General features: G+C 42.1%; 16 protein-coding genes. 13 read left to right on the top strand and 3 right to left on the bottom strand.

Annotated features, from left to right (window positions below):
• The first annotated feature begins 103 nt into the window (after nt 1–103).
• The 11 genes from OFY17_RS05390 (at nt 104) to OFY17_RS05340 (ending at nt 14,223) form a co-directional block, all read left to right on the top strand.
• Nucleotides 104–709 carry an ANTAR domain-containing response regulator gene (locus tag OFY17_RS05390; protein WP_263529699.1) on the top strand — a complete coding sequence of 202 codons (606 nt, stop codon included), beginning with the start codon at nt 104–106 and terminating at the stop codon, nt 707–709.
• Nucleotides 706–1,887 (top strand): CmpA/NrtA family ABC transporter substrate-binding protein, encoded by a 1,182-nt coding sequence (locus OFY17_RS05385; protein ID WP_263529698.1) that lies wholly within the window; start codon nt 706–708, stop codon nt 1,885–1,887. Before OFY17_RS05390 ends, OFY17_RS05385 begins: the two co-directional genes overlap by 4 nt.
• 315 nt (nt 1,888–2,202) lie before the next feature.
• Nucleotides 2,203–3,609, top strand: coding sequence for a CmpA/NrtA family ABC transporter substrate-binding protein (locus OFY17_RS05380; protein ID WP_263529697.1), 1,407 nt, complete (start codon nt 2,203–2,205; stop codon nt 3,607–3,609).
• Nucleotides 3,610–3,696: 87 nt separating this feature from the next.
• Nucleotides 3,697–4,668 (top strand): ABC transporter permease, encoded by a 972-nt coding sequence (locus tag OFY17_RS05375; protein WP_263529696.1) that lies wholly within the window; start codon nt 3,697–3,699, stop codon nt 4,666–4,668.
• 11 nt (nt 4,669–4,679) lie between these two features.
• The gene (locus OFY17_RS05370) at nt 4,680–5,525 is read left to right on the top strand and encodes an ABC transporter ATP-binding protein (RefSeq protein WP_263529695.1); all 846 of its coding nucleotides are present in this window, start codon (nt 4,680–4,682) and stop codon (nt 5,523–5,525) included.
• A complete protein-coding gene (locus OFY17_RS05365; RefSeq protein WP_263529694.1) occupies nt 5,518–6,756 on the top strand; it encodes an NAD(P)/FAD-dependent oxidoreductase in 1,239 nt (412 codons plus the stop codon). Before OFY17_RS05370 ends, OFY17_RS05365 begins: the two co-directional genes overlap by 8 nt.
• A 39-nt stretch (nt 6,757–6,795) precedes the next feature.
• The gene (gene nirB, locus OFY17_RS05360) at nt 6,796–9,354 is read left to right on the top strand and encodes a nitrite reductase large subunit NirB (protein WP_263529693.1); all 2,559 of its coding nucleotides are present in this window, start codon (nt 6,796–6,798) and stop codon (nt 9,352–9,354) included.
• Nucleotides 9,355–9,359: 5 nt separating this feature from the next.
• Nucleotides 9,360–9,692: a nitrite reductase small subunit NirD gene (gene nirD, locus OFY17_RS05355; protein ID WP_263529692.1), complete on the top strand. Its 333-nt coding sequence runs from the start codon at nt 9,360–9,362 to the stop codon at nt 9,690–9,692.
• Between the two features lie 300 nt (nt 9,693–9,992).
• Entirely contained in the window at nt 9,993–12,665 is a 2,673-nt protein-coding gene (locus tag OFY17_RS05350) for a nitrate reductase (RefSeq protein WP_263529691.1), read from the top strand.
• Nucleotides 12,662–13,651, top strand: a complete 990-nt coding sequence (locus OFY17_RS05345; RefSeq protein WP_263529690.1) for a glycosyl transferase family protein — start codon at nt 12,662–12,664, stop codon at nt 13,649–13,651. The genes OFY17_RS05350 and OFY17_RS05345 overlap by 4 nt, the downstream gene beginning before the upstream one ends.
• Nucleotides 13,648–14,223, top strand: a complete 576-nt coding sequence (locus OFY17_RS05340) for a molybdenum cofactor guanylyltransferase (RefSeq protein WP_263529689.1) — start codon at nt 13,648–13,650, stop codon at nt 14,221–14,223. Before OFY17_RS05345 ends, OFY17_RS05340 begins: the two co-directional genes overlap by 4 nt.
• An 11-nt stretch (nt 14,224–14,234) precedes the next feature.
• On the opposite strand, the gene OFY17_RS05335 is transcribed toward OFY17_RS05340, so the two are convergent.
• From OFY17_RS05335 to purM, 3 genes are read right to left on the bottom strand one after another with little or no spacing between them, the layout of a single operon-like run.
• Complete coding sequence (locus OFY17_RS05335) at nt 14,235–14,951, bottom strand: DUF3108 domain-containing protein (RefSeq protein ID WP_263529688.1); 717 nt, start codon at nt 14,949–14,951, stop codon at nt 14,235–14,237.
• Between the two features lie 13 nt (nt 14,952–14,964).
• The gene (purN, locus tag OFY17_RS05330) at nt 14,965–15,618 is read right to left on the bottom strand and encodes a phosphoribosylglycinamide formyltransferase (protein ID WP_263529687.1); all 654 of its coding nucleotides are present in this window, start codon (nt 15,616–15,618) and stop codon (nt 14,965–14,967) included.
• On the bottom strand, nt 15,615–16,673 hold the full coding sequence (purM, locus tag OFY17_RS05325) for a phosphoribosylformylglycinamidine cyclo-ligase (RefSeq protein WP_263529686.1): 1,059 nt from the start codon (nt 16,671–16,673) through the stop codon (nt 15,615–15,617). The genes purN and purM overlap by 4 nt, the downstream gene beginning before the upstream one ends.
• Nucleotides 16,674–16,788: 115 nt before the next feature.
• On the opposite strand from purM, the gene OFY17_RS05320 reads away from it, so the two are divergent.
• Nucleotides 16,789–17,877 (top strand): DUF2066 domain-containing protein, encoded by a 1,089-nt coding sequence (locus OFY17_RS05320; RefSeq protein ID WP_263529685.1) that lies wholly within the window; start codon nt 16,789–16,791, stop codon nt 17,875–17,877.
• Nucleotides 17,874–18,101, top strand: coding sequence for a hypothetical protein (locus OFY17_RS05315; RefSeq protein WP_263529684.1), 228 nt, complete (start codon nt 17,874–17,876; stop codon nt 18,099–18,101). Before OFY17_RS05320 ends, OFY17_RS05315 begins: the two co-directional genes overlap by 4 nt.
• Nucleotides 18,102–18,147: the final 46 nt, after the last annotated feature.

Here is an 18,147-nt window from a genome sequence, read left to right as displayed (position 1 = left end):
TTCTCTGCATTTGATAATATATTTTTATTGCGCTCTAAAATGATGCGTTTTGAATGCTCGTTGTAGTAGTTACGTACTTATTTATGCTTTTAGGGAATGTTCTATGTCTCCTCCCCCAGTTAAAGAATTAACCGTCATGCTTGTAGATGATGAGCCTGCACGAGCGGCCATTGTTGAACAGGCTATGAAAGATAGTGGTTATCGAGTTATTAGAAAGTTGGAGAATGCAAAATATTTAACGGAAGCAGTTAATCAGTTTCAGCCTGACATGGTCATTATTGATATTGAGTCGCCAGATCGCGACGTATTAGAGAATATGTCTAGGCTTACGCAAGATAATCCCCGTCCTATTGTGATGTTTGCTGAAGAAGATGACTCTAGGCATGTTGAAGCCGCTATTAGAGCGGGTGTGAGTGCTTATGTGGTTGATGGGGTGAATAGCAGCAGCGTCAAAGCGATTATGCAAGTTGCTATTGCACGTTTTAGAGAGTTCCACGCCCTTCGCTCTGAATTAGAATCCGTAAAAACACAATTAGAAGATAGAAAATTAATAGATAAAGCCAAAGGTTTGATAATGAAGCATCAAAAATGTGATGAGCCTGCTGCCTATCAAGCACTAAGGAAGCTTGCTATGGATCGTAGTCAAAGAATGACGGATGTGGCTAGAAACATCATATCCGTGATGGAATTGATGGGGGATCCAAAATGAGCTTAGTTACTCCAGGTTCTTTAAGTTCTGCATCCGTGCGTATTGGTTTTATCCCACTTATTGATTGCGCCCCTTTTGTTATTGCCCAAGAAAAAGGCTTTTTTAAGAATGAGGGCATTGATGTTGTGCTCTCCAAAGAGGCTTCATGGGCGAGTATTAGGGATAAGGTGGCTTTTAATTTATTAGATGGTGCTCACATGCTTGCTTCTATGCCAATTGCAGCAAGTTTGGGAGTTGGCACCTTGAAAATGCCAATGCAAACAAGCTTTACTGTTAGTCATAATGGTAACGGTATAACCATTGGCAATGCTTTGTATAAGGAGCTGGAGAAGTATGCAGAGTCATCAGTTGATATTCGCACAGGCGTTGCTCTAAAAAGGTTTATTGACGCTCGCCAAGGTAAAACGACACCTTTACGTTTTGCTATCGTTTACCCATATTCATCTCATAATTACCAATTGCGAGACTGGTTTAGTCAGGCTGGTATTGATTCAGACCGAGATGTGCAAATAGTGGTTGTCCCGCCTGTAAAGATGGTAGATGCACTAAAAGAGGGGGATATCGACGGTTATTGTGTTGGTGAGCCTTGGAATAGTCTTGCTGTAGAGCAGGGTGTTGGCCATATGCTCGTAACGGGTTATGAGATTTGGGGAAGCACTCCCGAGAAGGTCTTCGGCGTTAACTCAAAATGGGCTGAGAGCAATGAGTCATCTCACCTCGCTATTATTAGGGCGCTAGAGAAAGCGTGTGTTTGGGTTGATGATGAAGCGAACCAGAAGGAGTTGCTGAGCATTTTAAGCCACCCTGATTATTTAAATTGTACTGTTGAACAGCTTATTTATGGCTTTAGTGTCATTAAGCCTAAGGGGTTGTTTGATTGGCCAATGGAAGCATATCAGCGCTTTTCTGGCGGCGAGATTAATAAGCCATTGCCTAGTTATGCTCTATGGATAATGGGGCAAATGTTTCGTTGGCAACAATTGAGTCAGGTTGATTCATTGAATTCAGTTGCTGAACAGGTCTATAGAGAAGATTTGTACTATAAAGCACTCGGCTTACCTTCGGATCAAGATGATAGCTGGCGTTTGAATGCCAATAGAGAGGAGAAGTGGTTGGCTGATGTCGCTTGTGGGAATGTGTGTTTGCACTCGGATGGAATACTTAAGGGATTTCGATAGTCGTTTTGTGTGCTCTAGTGGTGCAAGATGACTATCTTTGTGCACAAAAAGTAAGTTAAATATCACTTTTTGTTCTTTTTGTATGGCAAAAGCTATGTTTAACAATGGTTTGTAGTTTTTGGCATGGTAAATGCTTTCAAATAGATGAATACATTTTAGAAAGGTTGGCAATGACGCCAACTTATTCGAACTCATTATTTGGTAACTTGATGAAGAGTTACTTAGAAATGGCAAAGGCGCCTACAGACACATTAATTTGTGATCTGTATGCGCCTTTTTTGTTTTTGTTGTATTTATCTTAAGCGGAGCGTAACTATGTATAGGTCTTTGAAATCAGTGTTTTCACTATCGGAATTAGCGTTATCGACAAGGAAAGTTGGTGTTTCTTTATTGGTAGGTTCTGCATTTTTGTCTGGTATCTCCCATGCTGAGTTGGGTTACCCAGAAAAAGAAGAGTTGAAGTTTGGTTTCATTAAACTGACTGATATGGCGCCATTGGCGATTGCATACGAGAACGGTTATTTTGAAGATGAAGGCTTGTACGTTTCAATTGAAGCGCAAGCAAACTGGAAGGTTCTTTTAGACCGAGTGATTGATGGTCAACTTGATGGTGCGCACATGTTGGCTGGTCAGCCTATTGGTGCAACGATCGGTTACGGTACTAAAGCTGACATCATTACAGCTTTCAGCATGGACTTGAACGGTAACGGTATTACTGTTTCAAATGACATCTGGGCGAAAATGAAAAAGCACATTCCAAACGGTGCTGACGGCAAGCCTGTTCACCCAATTAGTGCCTCTTCATTGAAGCCTGTTGTTGATGAGCTTAAAGCGGAAGGTAAGCCATTCAAAATGGGTATGGTATTCCCAGTTTCTACACACAACTACGAGTTACGTTACTGGTTAGCAGCTGGTGGCATCCACCCAGGTTATTACGCTCCTGCTAAAGGTGATACAAGTGGGCAAATTGATGCAGATGCATTGCTTTCTGTAACACCTCCACCACAAATGCCTGCCACTATGGAAGCCGGTACTATCCATGGCTACTGTGTAGGTGAACCTTGGAACCAGCAAGCTGTATTTAAAGGCATTGGTGTTCCAGTTATTACCGATTATGAAATCTGGAAAAACAACCCAGAGAAAGTATTTGGTGTGAGTAAGTCATGGGCTGAAAAATACCCGAATACACACATTCGTGTCGTTAAAGCTATGATTCGTGCTGCAAAATGGTTGGATGAGAATAACAATGCTAACCGTCCTGAAGCCGTTAAGATCCTTGCTAAAAGTCAATATGTTGGTGCCGATTACGACGTAATTGCTAACAGTATGACGGGTACTTTTGAGTATGAGAAAGGTGATAAGCGTGAGATTCCTGATTTCAACGTATTCTTCCGCTACAACGCAACTTACCCATACTACAGTGATGCCATTTGGTACCTAACTCAAATGCGTCGTTGGGGACAAATTGCTGAGCCTAAATCTGATGAGTGGTTCATGGAAACTGCGAAGAAGGTTTACCGCCCAGATATCTATGCTCAAGCAGCACAATCTCTAATCGAAGAAGGTTTGATGGATGCGTCTGAATTCCCTAACTTCGACACAGAAGATGGATTTAAACCTGCAACAAGTGACTTCATTGATGGCGTTACTTATGACGGTAAGCGTCCGAATGATTACCTGAAAAGCTTTAAAATTGGTCTGAAAGGCGATGACCAAATTTAAGTAAGGTATGTATAAGGTGGCCACATAATGGCCACCTTATTATTAATGATATATAGCCTTATTTTATTGAGTAGTGAGAATTGATATATGAATATACCAAGCCTATTTATGGCGTCTTTGAAAGATAGAATCGAAAACTTTTCTATTAAGAGTCTTTTGTTTCCTCTTTTCGGTATTGTTGTTTTTATTTTGTTATGGCAAGTCGGTGCGAGCCGAGTTAATACTTCATTGGGTGTGTTTCCAGGGCCAACTATTGTCTACCAACAATGGAATGGGCTGGTTCAAGAGCACCAAGATGAGCGTTTAAAAGAAGATAAATTCTATGAGCGCCAATATAAACGAATAGAAGCACGTCAAGCCAAAGACCCAAGCTATGTAGGTAAAATAAGAAGCTATACAGGTAAACCGACGTTTTTTGATCAAATTTTTACTAGCTTATACACAGTATTGGCTGGTTTTATTTTGGCTAGCGTATTAGCTATTCCAATAGGTATCTTAATAGGCCTGAATGGTTCTGTGTACAGTGCGCTTAACCCAATTATTCAGGTGTTTAAGCCAGTATCTCCTCTTGCATGGTTGCCTTTGGTTACCATGGTGGTAAGTGCGACTTACGTGTCTGCTGACCCTATGTTCTCAAAGTCCTTTTTAACTTCTATGTTCACCGTGACCTTGTGTTGTATGTGGCCCACGTTAATTAACACTGCTGTTGGTGTGGCTGCTGTCGAAAAAGATTTGTTAAATGTTTCTAAAGTGTTGCGTCTTAATTGGATGACACACGTTATTAAAATTGTTATCCCGTCTGCTATTCCTCTTATGTTTACAGGTTTGAGACTTTCTCTTGGTATCGCTTGGATGGTATTGATTGCGGCAGAAATGTTGGCGCAAAACCCAGGTTTAGGGAAATTTGTATGGGATGAGTTCCAAAATGGTAGCTCTAACTCTTTAGGGCGAATCATGGTTGCAGTCTTGATGATCGGTTTTATCGGTTTTCTATTAGACAGAGTCATGCTGACTATTCAACGTTTTGTCTCTTGGGATAAAACACAAGTATTACGTTAAGGGAGAGCGGCATGCAAACGCATCTTAATATTAGTAAAGTTTCTATTGATTTTCCTACTCCAAAAGGGCCATTTCGCGCTCTGAATGATGTGAGTTTAAAGATTAACAAGGGTGAATTTGTTTCTTTGATTGGTCACTCTGGTTGTGGTAAATCCACCGTATTGAATATTGTTGCTGGCTTATATGATGCAACGGAAGGTGGAGTGCTGTTAGATGGAAAAGAAATACAAGGTCCAGGTCCTGAGCGAGCGGTTGTTTTTCAAAACCATTCACTATTGCCTTGGTTGACCTCTTACCAGAATGTAGAGCTTGCAGTTAAGCAGGTTTTTAATAAGACTAAATCGAAAAAAGAAATGCATGATTGGATAATGCATAACTTAGAGTTGGTGCATATGACACATGCAGCAGATAAGCGCCCAGATGAAATATCTGGTGGTATGAAACAGCGTGTGGGTATTGCTCGAGCATTGGCAATGGAACCAAGTGTTCTATTAATGGATGAGCCTTTTGGTGCCTTGGATGCTTTGACACGAGCGCACCTGCAAGACTCTTTGATGGAAATTCAAAAAGATCTAAATAACACGGTCATTATGATCACCCATGATGTTGATGAAGCCGTACTGCTATCAGATCGAATTGTGATGATGACAAATGGTCCAGCAGCGACAGTAGGTGAAATCCTTCATGTTGATCTGGAGCGTCCTCGCGACCGTCTAGCTTTAGCAAGTGACCCTAAATACGTTGATTATCGTGCTCAAGTATTGACCTTCTTGTATGAGAAACAGCGTAAAGTAGAGCCTATTGCTGCTGGTAAAGACGCTAAGGCATCTGATAAGGGTGAGAAGGCGAGTGCTTAATAGTTTTCCTTCTGACAGCGAACACCTTGTTATTATTGGTGCAGGCATGGCAGGCAGTAAGCTTGCCCATGACCTAATACAGGAGGGAAATGCTCGTTATTCTGTAACCTTGATCGGAGAAGAGGCTCAGGTAGGTTATAATCGCATCATGTTGTCGTCGCTATTGGCTCAAAACATCACCAATGATGAAATGGCCTTAGTTGATACAAGCAAAATGCAAGATGAAGGCGTGAACATTATCTCCGGTGATGGCGCCGTCAATATAGATATAGAAGCGAAATGTATTCGTCTGGAAAGTGGCCGTATTGTCTCCTATGACAAGCTAGTGATGGCCACAGGTTCTCGATCTAGAATGTTGCCAATTCCCGGATCAGATGCCCCAAATGTAATGGGGTTTCGAACATGGGAAGATGTTGATGCAATGATAAACCTTGCAGGCCAACAATCGGTCAGTGTGATTGGTGGTGGTTTATTAGGTTTAGAGGCAGCAGTAGGCTTGGTAAAACAAGGTCATAAAGTGACTGTTTTCCACCTTGCCGAATGGTTGCTGAATCGGCAGCTGGATGAGGAATCTGCAAGCCTTTTATTAAAGCGCATGGAGCAAATGGGAATTGAATTCCGCCTAGAGGATTCGCCCACAGAGTTTATTCAGTCCGAAAACGGAGTGGTTACCCATGCAATTTGTAAAAGTGGCGATAAAATAGATGCTAACTTGGTTGTTATGGCAGTGGGCATTGTACCTGAAGTTGAACTGGCAAAAGTGTCTGGTCTAGAGGTACAGCAAGCTATTTTAGTTGATGATAAGATGCAAACCTCTCACCAAGACGTTTATGCTTTGGGAGAGTGCTGTGAGTTTGATGGGCAAACATTTGGCTTAGTTGCTCCAATATGGGATCAAATTAAAGTACTCATTAACGAATTAAACGGCAATGGTGGTCGTTTCGTTATTGAACCAACTCCAACGAAATTAAAAGTTTCTGGTGTAAATCTTTTTTCAGTCGGAAGGATTGAACCAACTCAAGAAGACTCATGCATCTTTTTCAAGGATGTAGGAGCAAATCATTATCGCAAACTGGTAGTCAACGACGGCTTACTGGTTGGCGCAATTCTATATGGCAACGTGGCCGATGGAAGCTGGTATTTCCAGCTTATTCAAAATAAAACCAATATCTCAGATATGCTCAATATGCTTGTCTTTGGTGAGGCTTATTGTCTTTCTAAAGTCGCATAAAGCTTGAGAATATTGCGTAGTAAAGCAAGGGGAAACTAAATGAGTGCTAATTCACCTCTATCGACCAAAAAACCACGTCTTGTTGTTGTGGGTAATGGCATGGTCGGCCACCATTTTGTAGAACAAATTATTGAGAAGGGCGGCCACGAGAATTTTCATATTACCGTTTTTGGCGAAGAGCCACACTTAGCTTATGACCGAGTTCATTTAAGTGAATATTTTACTGGTAAAGGCGCTGCTGACTTGGCAATGACCGACGGTACTTTATACGATGATAATGGCGTTCAATATTTTACCAACAGCCTAGTGACTGAAATCGACCGCGATAACAAGCAGCTTCTTTTGCAAAGCGGTGATTCGGTTTCTTATGACAAGCTAGTATTGGCAACAGGTTCTTATCCATTTGTTCCTCCTATTCCAGGTCACAAGCGTGATAACACATTTGTGTATCGTACATTAGAAGACCTTGATGATATTCGTGATTGTGCAAAGCAAGTCTCTAAAGGTACAGTCGTTGGTGGTGGTTTACTGGGTTTAGAAGCAGCTAATGCCTTGAAAAATCTAGGCCTTGAAACAAGTGTGGTTGAGTTCGCACCACGTCTAATGCCTGTGCAGCTTGATGAGAAAGGCGGTAGCGTACTGAAAGAAATGATCGAAGGTCTTGATGTAACGGTTTATACCGATACTGCAACACAAGAAATTGTGGATGGTGAATCTTCGTTCCACCGTATGAACTTTGCTGACGGCACCCACCTAGAAACTGACCTTATTTTATTCTCGGCAGGCATTCGTCCACAGGATGCTCTTGCAAAACAGTCTGGTTTGGAAATGGGCGAGCGTGGTGGTATTACCATCAACAATAACTGTCAGACAAGCGATGAAAATGTATACGCGATAGGTGAGTGTGCGTTATGGAATAACAGCATTTATGGTTTGGTTGCCCCGGGTTATACCATGGCGAAAGCAGCAGCAGGACACTTGTTAGGCGATGAGAGTATCTCATTCACTGGTGCTGACATGAGTACTAAGCTGAAGCTTCTTGGCTGTGATGTAGGTTCTATCGGCGATGCACACGCTAAATCTCAAGGTTGTAAAGTCTTTGTATACCAAGATGAAATTCAACAAAGTTACCGTAAAATGGTTGTCTCAGAAGACGGTCAAAAGCTGCTAGGTGCTGTTTTAGTTGGAGATAACAGCTTCTACGATACGCTTCTGCAGTACTACTTAAATGCGATGGACCTTCCAGAACAGCCGCAATCTTTGATCTTACCTGCAATGGATGGGGCACCTGCTGCATTGGGTGCAGATGCATTACCTGCAACGGCCTCTATTTGTAGTTGTCACAACGTAACTAAGCAAGACATCAGTGATGCCGTAGCCAATGGTGCTATGTCCGTTGGTGATGTGAAAGGCATTACTAAAGCGGCTACAGGCTGTGGTGGTTGTGCTGCCTTGTTGAAAAATGTTGTTGATAACGAATTATTGTCACTCGGTGTAGAAGTGAGCACAGACATCTGTGAACATTTCGCTTTTACTCGTCAAGATTTGTACAACATCATCAAAATTGAAGAAATTAAAAGCTTTGCTGAGCTGTTAGAAAAGCACGGTAAAGGCCATGGTTGTGAGATTTGTAAGCCAGCGGTAGGTTCGATTTTGGCATCTGTTTGGAACGAATATGTATTGAAAAAAGAGCATATTGTTTTGCAGGATACCAATGACCGTTTCCTAGGTAATATGCAAAAAGATGGAACTTACTCCATCGTACCTCGTATTCCAGGTGGTGAAATAACGCCAGAAAAACTTATTGTTCTGGGAGAAGTTGCTAAAGAGTACAAGCTGTACACTAAAATCACGGGCGGTCAGCGTATCGACTTATTTGGTGCAACCTTACCCCAGCTTCCTGAAATTTGGACAAAGTTGGTAAATGCTGGCTTTGAGACGGGTCAAGCCTACGGTAAATCACTACGTACCGTTAAATCTTGTGTTGGTAGTACATGGTGTCGCTTTGGTGTTGATGACAGTATGACAATGGCTGTCGACCTTGAGAACCGTTATAAGGGGTTACGTTCACCTCATAAAATTAAGTTTGCGGTTTCTGGCTGTACTCGTGAATGTGCTGAGGCTCAAAGTAAAGATATTGGTGTTATTGCAACGGAAGGTGGTTGGAACCTGTATGTGTGTGGTAACGGTGGAATGAAGCCTCGTCATGGTGACTTGTTCGCTACTGACCTTGATCGTGAAACTTTGATCAAGTACATCGACCGTGTCCTTATGTTCTACACAAAAACAGCCGATCGTTTACAGCGTACTTCTGTATGGATGGACGGCCTAGAAGGTGGTTTGGAATACCTTCAAGAAGTGGTCATCGAAGACAAACTCGGTATGTGTAGCGAGTTGGATGCGGCTATGGATTATGTTGTTGATACATTCCAGTGTGAGTGGAAAACAACTCTTGAAGATCCAGAGGCACTAAAAACATTCCGTCAGTTTGTTAACTATGATGGTGAAGATGAGAATGTTGTGTTTGTTGAAGAGCGTGATCAGATACGCCCAGCAACAGAAGAAGAAAAGCAAAATTTGATAGCGAAGGTGGGTTAAATAAGATGACAATGCAGTGGAAATTAGTGTGTAAGCAGAGTGATCTTGTTAAGGGTGCTGGAGTCGCTGCCATGGTAAATGGTCAGCAAGTAGCGCTTTTCTACGTACCTGAAGCGGAAAGTCAGATCTTTGCGATTAGTAATTGGGACCCGTTTGGTAAAGCAAATGTTTTATCTCGTGGTTTAGTTGCGCACCTTCAAGGTGAATGGACAGTTGCTAGCCCTCTATATAAGCAACACTTTGTTCTTTCATCTGGTAAGTGCTTAGAAGACGATGTGACTATTCCTTCGTGGCAAGCCAAATTAGAAGGTGAAAACGTTTATATAGCAGAGAGTTAATATGTGGATTTGGTAAGGCACAAAGCTCTTTTTGTGCCTTATTGGTGCATTAGAGTTAGATGGAGAAAAATAGGCCTCATTGGTTTTTTTAACATATTGATATATAAGGATTATTTTTATATGTTTTAACTGTTTTTATTGGCTTGTTTATTGCTTGGTATATAATTAAATTATGCATAGCAAGCCGACGAAGGTTTGCACACACAGCATATAGATATTCCAAAAGGCAACGAAGCCCAATCGCTTTCTTTGAAAGCGATTGGGCTTTTTTTGTTTTTGAACATAGTTTGAGGAAGAATCATGTCAGCAACAACTACAAAAACGACTTGCCCATATTGTGGTGTAGGGTGTGGGGTTAAGGTAACGGTGCCTTCTTCTCAATCTGAACCTGTGCCGCCAGTTTCGGGTGATATAGATCACCCTGCTAACTTTGGTCGTCTTTGTGTAAAAGGCAGTAGTCTTGCCAGTACCCTCAAATCGGATGATAGGCTCCTAACGCCTATCGTAGACGGTAAGCAGGTAAGCTGGGACTCCGCACTGGATTCGGTCAGTGAAAAAATATCTCAAGTGGTCAAAGACCATGGCCCAGATGCTTTTGCTTTTTATCTTTCGGGGCAGATTCTTACAGAAGATTATTATGTCGCTAATAAGCTAGCGAAAGGCTTTATTGGTACGGCAAATGTTGATACCAACTCTCGACTTTGCATGGCGTCAGCCGTGGTGGGTTATAAGCGAGCGTTTGGCTCCGATACAGTGCCCTGTAATTATGAAGATTTAGAGCTGTGTGATCTTTTGATTATGATTGGCTCTAATGCTGCTTGGACTCACCCTATATTGTTCCAGCGTATTGTTGAAGCTAAGAAGCAGCGCCCTAATATGAAAGTGGTGGTGATTGACCCTCGTGAGACAGCAACGTGTGATATTGCCGATCTGCATTTAGCCATCACACCCGGTACGGATGCAGCTGTGTTCTCTTATTTGCTGCAACGATCAGCTGCTGAAAATATTCTCGATACAGACTTTATTACAGAACACACCAATGGTTTCCAAGGCACTCTAGATAAAGCCCTAGAAGTCACTCCAGACCTGTCTTCAGCGGCTGAGTTTTGTGGTGTAAGTGAAGAGAGCTTAGAGCAGCTTGCTCGCTTGTGGCTTGCAACAGATAAATCCATTAGTTTTTATTCACAAGGTGTGAATCAGTCTTCATCTGGCGTGGATAAGTGCAACGCGATTATTAACTGCCACCTTGCTACTGGCCGAATCGGTAAAGAAGGTGCGGGACCGTTTTCTATAACAGGCCAGCCTAATGCTATGGGTGGCCGAGAAGTGGGTGGCTTAGCAAATCAACTGGCTGCACATATGGATTTTGCAACACCGGGAGCGCAAAAATTAGTACAGCGTTTTTGGCAAGCACCGAATATGGCGACTGAAAATGGCTTGAAAGCGGTTGACATGTTTCAAGCTGTTGAAGAAGGTAAAATTAAAGTTATCTGGATTATGTCCACAAATCCTATGGTGAGTTTGCCAGATACTGCACAAGTTAGGCGAGCGCTTGAAAAGTGTGAATTGGTTATCGTCAGTGACTGTAAAGCCCACACTGATACTACGGCCATGGGTGATGTTCTATTGCCAGCGACAGGTTGGAGTGAAAAAGATGGAACAGTGACAAACTCGGAACGCAGAATTTCTCGCCAACGTGGTTTATTGCCTGCACCGGGTGAAGCTCAGCATGACTGGTGGGCGATCTGTGAGGTAGCTAAACGCCTTGGCTATCAGTCGGCTTTTTCATACCGTAGTGTTAATGAGATTTTTGTTGAACATGCGGCACTGTCTGCTTTCGAAAATAATGGTAAGCGTGATTTTGATATTGGTCACTTTAGCCAAATGAGTAAAGAAGAATACGATGCTTTAGTTCCTGTTCAATGGCCTGTACCGAAAGGGCGACCAGAGGGAACCAAGCGTATGTTTGAAGATGGACGCTTTTTCACACCGGATAAAAAAGCCAAGTTTATTCCCATCACACCACAACTGCCTATTAACAAAGCTTCTTCTGAGTGGCCTTTTACCTTCAATACTGGTCGAGTACGAGACCAGTGGCATACCATGACTAGAACGGGGGATTCGGCTTTATTAACAAAGCATACGGATCAGCCTTATGTAGAAATACACCCGAAAGATGCCAAAATGTTAGGGATTGGAGATAAATCCTTAGTTCGTTTGATTTCTTCGGTTGGCGAAGCCTTGTTGAAAGCAAAAATTAGCCAAGGTGTTGCACCGGGTAATGTGTTTTCACCTATCCATTGGACACAGCAATTTGCCAATTCAGCCGTAGTATCTAACTTGATACCTCAAGTTTTTGACCCTTTATCTGGTCAACCAGAATCAAAGCATGCACAAGTGAAAGTCGAGGCAGTTAATGATGTGTCATATGGATTAATTATATCTGCCAAGCCATTGTCGAATCTCGATTTTATTTATTGGTGTCTGGTGCCATCGGACGAAGGTTATCATTACGAAGTGGTTTGCCCTGAAGGCCAAAGTGTTGATTCAATTCAGTCTATGTTGAATAAAGAGGAAGATGGAGGAGAGTGGCTAGAATACACTAACCCGACAACTCATCAGGTTAGGTTAGCAAATGTGGTAGATCATAAACTTACCGTTGCTGCGTATTTGCACCCTAAACCAGAGTCTATTTCGTGTGATTGGTTAGAGTCTAAGCTCGTTAAATCTGAGCCACTAACAGACCTAGATAGAATGGCTATATTGGTTGGTATTCCTTCTAATGTTGAAGATAAAGGTGAGATTGTTTGTTCTTGTTTCCAAATTGGCTCTAAACAGATAGAAAAAGCCATTGCTGAAGGCGTGGATTCTGTTGAAGGCTTAGGAAATAGCTTAAAATGCGGCACCAATTGTGGGTCCTGTATACCCGAGCTAAAACAATTTATACCTATTAAGGCGGATCTTGCAGTATGAGTAATGCGTTTACCCAATATGTAAAAATATTAGGTCGAGGAAAAAAAGGGTCTCGAACCCTAACAGTAAGTGAAGCCCACCATGCCATGTCTCTCATACTTTCTGGCGATGTTGAACCAGAACAGTTAGGGGCTTTTTGGATGTTAATACGTATTCGTGAAGAAACCGTTGAAGAAACGGTTGGTTTTACAAGTGCGACACGAGAATTTTTAGCAACTAAGAAAGATGTAAACATCGAGGTTGATTTGGATTGGCCTGCTTATGCAGGCAAGCGAAATGAATTGCCTTGGTTCTTATTAGCTGCGCTAGCCTTGGCTAACAATGGCGTTAGAGTTGCCATGCACGGCCACGCTTTTAAAGAAGAGAATCGAATCTTTGTTGAGCAGGTAATTCAAGCTTTTAAACTGCCGCTTTGCCATACTTTCGATGATGTGCAAGAGGCACTTGATAAGCACCTATTTTCCTATATTGCATTAGAAGATATCGATTCGAAGCTTAGTGAAATGATGGATTTAAAATACACCCTTGGGCTGCGTTCCCCAGTAAATACTGTGGTTCGAATGATGAACCCTTTCTCAGCGAAGCACAGTGTCCACGGTGTCTTTCACCCAGGTTACGATACCTTACACATAGAAGCGAGTGAGCAACTTAAGGACGCTTCTGTATTAGTGTTCCGTGGTGGCAATGGTGAAGCTGAGGTGAATCCAGAGCGTGATGTGACTTTATTGAAATGGCAAAACGGCGAGTCTAACGCGGCCAGCTGGTCAAAGGCCGAGAAAGAGCATAAGAGATTAAAGGATAATCTAGATTTTTCTCGTTTGACGGATCACTGGAGTGGAGAACATATCGATCAGTTTGGTGAGCAAGCTGTGCGTCAGACCCTCGCCTCTGTGGCTGGTTTAGTATACGGCGTATCTTCCCATGAGGAATGTTTATTGTTGGCAGATGAAATCTGGTCAAAGCGTGACCTACAGCTACTCAAATGATTTTTGACTCCTGTTCAGCGGCCATTCTATCAGGGGGGCAAGGTGAGCGAATGGGGCGACAAGACAAAGGCTTGTTGCTTTATCAAGGCAAGCCTATGGTCTCCTATGTAGCTCATGCCTTACGGCCATGTGCTGAATCTCTTTGTATTAATGCCAACAGAAATATTAGTGACTATGCCTCGCTTGGTTTTAAGGTAATTGAAGATGCTTGCGAGGCCTCAGGTAAAGGGCCCTTATCAGGCCTATTTTCTTGCCTTAAGTCTGCTTCTAGCACTCACTTAATTATTTCACCCTGCGATACGCCTCTTATTAGTTGTCAGGCATTTGAAGCATTGCAGCAAGCCTGTAAGAACTCCCCTGAATATATTCACTTTTTATCCACTTCTTCTGGAAAGCATCCGCTTCATGCAATTTTACCTGTTGATTCTGCGTTGAAAGCACTTGTGACGTTTTTTGAGCAGAGCGAGCGCTTTAGTGTGATGGCTTTCTATGATTCGTTTAGCTATCAACCGGTATTATGGGAAAACGAAGAAGAGCTATTGAACGTGAATACGCTAGAGCAGTTGTATTAAGGTGCTTGTTGTTACTTTAAAGACTCTATATTGAGTTGGTAAAGCTCTTTATCTTCTTTGTGTTCAAGCTTTACTAATAAGTAATCGTATTTTGGTGCGAACCAAAAAAAAGTCTGTTTACCTTTGTGCAAATTATCCGTTCTCATGACTTTGATAGCGGATATGTCGCCTATTTTTGTACTTACCTTCTCTGTTCCCTGTTGCTCGAACGTCCAGTTTTTGATGCGGCCACCATCGGCGATTTGATAATCAAGAATGTCTTTTTGGTTTTTTAGGTCTTGGCGGATCTGTAATTGCACCGACAGCTTATCTAAAGTGTCTGGCTGGATTGAAAGATTCCAAGGCTTGTTTTTAATGTCATTACGGACAATGTTTTTGTCCCAGTTAAAAGTAAGAAGAGCTGTTTTTTTCTTACCGAAAACAGAGCTTTTGTATTCATATTCTTGTGGGATTATTTGCCCTTCAGTAACTTGAAATGAGGAGGATTCATAAAGAGAGGCAAAGAAGTTCTTAGCTGAAAAGGTAAATACCCATAAAGATTCAGATTTCTTCTTTAGGGTTTGTGTGCCTTTTACTTTTAAGCTGATGCCTTTTTTCCAAAGGGTGCTGTAAGTGGCTGTGTAGTTAGGAAGGAAGGCGGTTTTCTGCGCATTAGACGCATGAGAGAGGCTAGTATGGCAGCTCAAAAATATACCAAATGCTATTATGGAAATTTTAAGCGCTGCCATACTATCTCCTTAATTACTTCAAGTCGTTATGGTAACGAATACCCGTTTCTGGAAGTGGTGAGCTATCAAAATACGCTTTGCCTGATTCGTAAGAAAGTCTATTTTCACTGAACCATTTAACGGATAAAGGGTAGATTATATGCTCTAAGGAATGCACTTTGGCCGCTAATGACTCTGCTGTTTCCCCTTCTTCAATTGCTGTTGAGGCTTGAAGAATAACGGCACCAGCGTCTAGTTCAGGGCTGACAAAATGAACTGAAACGCCATGTTCCTTTTCATTGTTATCGATTGCTCTTTGGTGTGTATCTAGACCTTTGTATTTTGGTAACAGGGAAGGGTGTATGTTTAACATCTTGCCTTCAAAATGCTTGGTAAAGCCCTCGGTCAGTATTCTCATGAAGCCAGCAAGAATCACCAACTTAGGTTGGTAAGTGTCGATAATGTCTTGTAGCTTTTTGTCGAATTCTTCACGGCTAGAAAATGCTTTATGGTCTAAAACATGAGTATCAATATTGGCTGCTTTAGCGCGCTCCAAGCCATAGGCTTGGGCTTTATTGCTAATGACCGCAGAGATATTAATATCCAGCTTACCTTGCAAGCTTTGATCTATTAAAGCTTGCAAGTTGCTGCCGCTGCCAGAAATTAGGACAACGACGGGGAAACTCATGCTTGGGCCTCAAGGTCTGAGATTAGAACCTCTTTATCACCTTCGCGTGGGCAGATTTCGCCAATGATCCAAGCTTCTTCGCCTTCTGCTTTCAGAATTTCTAAAGCTTGTTCTGCTTTTTCAGCGTCAATCGCTAGCACCATGCCTACACCGCAGTTTAGAACGCGATACATTTCTTCTTGTTCCACATTACCTTGTTCTTGAAGCCAATCAAAAACCGCGGGGCGTTTCCAGCTATCAGCATCAATTTTTGCTGCTGCAGATTCAGGTAATACACGAGGGATATTTTCTAACAGACCGCCACCAGTGATGTGTGCCAGTGCGTTTACTGAAATGCTTTCCATTAATTTCAAAATGGATTTTACGTAAATACGAGTTGGCTCCATTAATGCGTCTTTTAATGGTGTGCCTGCAATCTCTTGATCTAAGTCTGCTTTACTGACTTCCAAGATTTTTCTTATTAAAGAGTAGCCGTTAGAGTGAGGGCCAGAAGAGCCTAATGCGATCAGTTTATCGCCAGCTTTCACTTTAGTGCCGTCAATAATGTCTGCTTCTTCAACAACGCCTACACAGAAGCCTGCAAGATCATAATCGCCATCGTGGTACATGCCAGGCATTTCAGCTGTTTCGCCACCAACAAGAGCACAACCTGCTTGTGAACACCCTTCGCCTATACCAGCAACAACATCAACAGCAACATCAATATCTAGTTTGCCTGTCGCGTAGTAATCTAGGAACAAAAGCGGTTCAGCGCCAGCCACTACCAAATCGTTAACACACATGGCAACAAGATCGATACCAATAGTGTCGTGTTGATTCAAATCCATCGCTAAGCGTAACTTTGTTCCGACACCATCTGTGCCAGAAACAAGAATTGGATTTTTGTATTTTGTTGGCAGACGAGTTAAAGCTCCAAAACCTCCTAGGCCTCCCATTACTTCTGGACGACGGGTTTTTTTGCTTACGCCTTTAATACGTTCAACAAGTTGGTTGCCAGCATTAATATCTACGCCAGCGTCTTTATAACTAATTGATGGTTTGTTCGACTTGGTCATTGCCTATGCCTTATCATGGTACGGAGAAAGTGGGCATTTTAGCATAGTAATATTTAAGGGCTATGGTTCTTTGCTATTAAGACAGTAGAATAGGGAAATAATCGAAGGAAGGGCTATGAATTTTCGTATATTTTTACTATTTATGTGTGTTTTTGGGGCTTCATTATCGAATGCGGTTCCTGTAATTGGGCTTTATGAGGCAGAAATTAAACTGCCGGCATCGGAACCTGAAGATAAAATATTAACAAAAGCGTTTGGCTTGGCAGTGGAGTCGGTTTTAGTCAAGGTCTCAGGGGATAAAGTAGCAATTTCTGCAGACTTACTAAAAGAAGCCAAGTCTAAAGCGCCTACTTGGGTGGCTCAACATTCAGTGGCCTCTTTGAGTGAACTTTTGATGTCAAACGGCGAGTTGGTTGCTGGTAAACAGGTACGCGTCGCTTTTTATGAGGCTTCTATAGATGAGTTTTTGTCAAAGAATAATTTGCCTGTATGGGGGAGTGATCGCCCATCTTCCCTTGTTTGGCTAGTGAATGAGGATAATGGTCTAAGGTCTTTGTCAGGAACGAAAGCGCCGTCAGAAGCTCTTAACATCTTGGCTCGCGCTTCCGGTGCTATTGGATTGCCCGTATATGCACCATTGTTAGATGATGAGGATCAACGCACTATATCGACGACAGATGTGTGGGGCTTTTTTGAAGACAGTATATTAAAAGCCAGTGAACGTTATCAGACAGATGCTGTAGCAGCGTTAAAGATCAGTAATTATGTCGGTAAAGTATCTGGCGGTTTACTGGTTTTATTGAAAAATGGTGAGACCGAAAGGTTTGATTTGAGCGGTGATACACTGAATGATGTGCTGGGTTTGGCTAGTGTGCACATTGCAAAAGTTTTGTCTTCTCGGTATGCCGCGGTTCGCTCGTCAGACTCCATTAATGTTCTTGATGTCCAAGTATCTGGCGTTAGTGATTACGCCATTATGAGAGAGACGCAATCTTACTTAGAAGCTTTAGGTGTGGTTAAAAGTGTTAATCTTGCACAGATTAGCGGTGAAAACGTTAGATTCTCGCTCGAAGTGAATGGAGATAAAGAAAGGCTTCTTAATGGCATTTCATTGAATCGTTTATTGGTAAGAGAGTCGCCATCCACCAGAGAAGTTGAAGATAATAATTTGATAGCTTATCAATACGTTGGGGAGATTAAATGAGTGATTTTTTAGAGGAAGAAGTGATAGAACGTGACTTCTTCTCAAGACCCTTAGAAGTTCAAGAAGACCTATTGCAGCAGACTTGGTGTAATAACTGTGCTGAAGTGGACCTTGGGATGAAGAATCCCAAAGAGTATGAGAGTAAAGATCGTGTATGGATAGAAGGTGAATGCTTGAAGTGTGGCCAATCTACCGTTACCGAAATTGATGAAAGTGAAGAATGATTTGAGCATTAATTAGATCAAAAAAAACCGCATATTAAATGCGGTT

Source organism: Marinomonas sargassi, from assembly GCF_025716875.1.
In the GTDB taxonomy this organism is placed as follows: Bacteria; Pseudomonadota; Gammaproteobacteria; order Pseudomonadales; family Marinomonadaceae; genus Marinomonas; species Marinomonas sargassi.
Note: the sequence above shows the minus strand (reverse complement) of the source record. Positions and strands in the feature narration are given on the sequence as shown.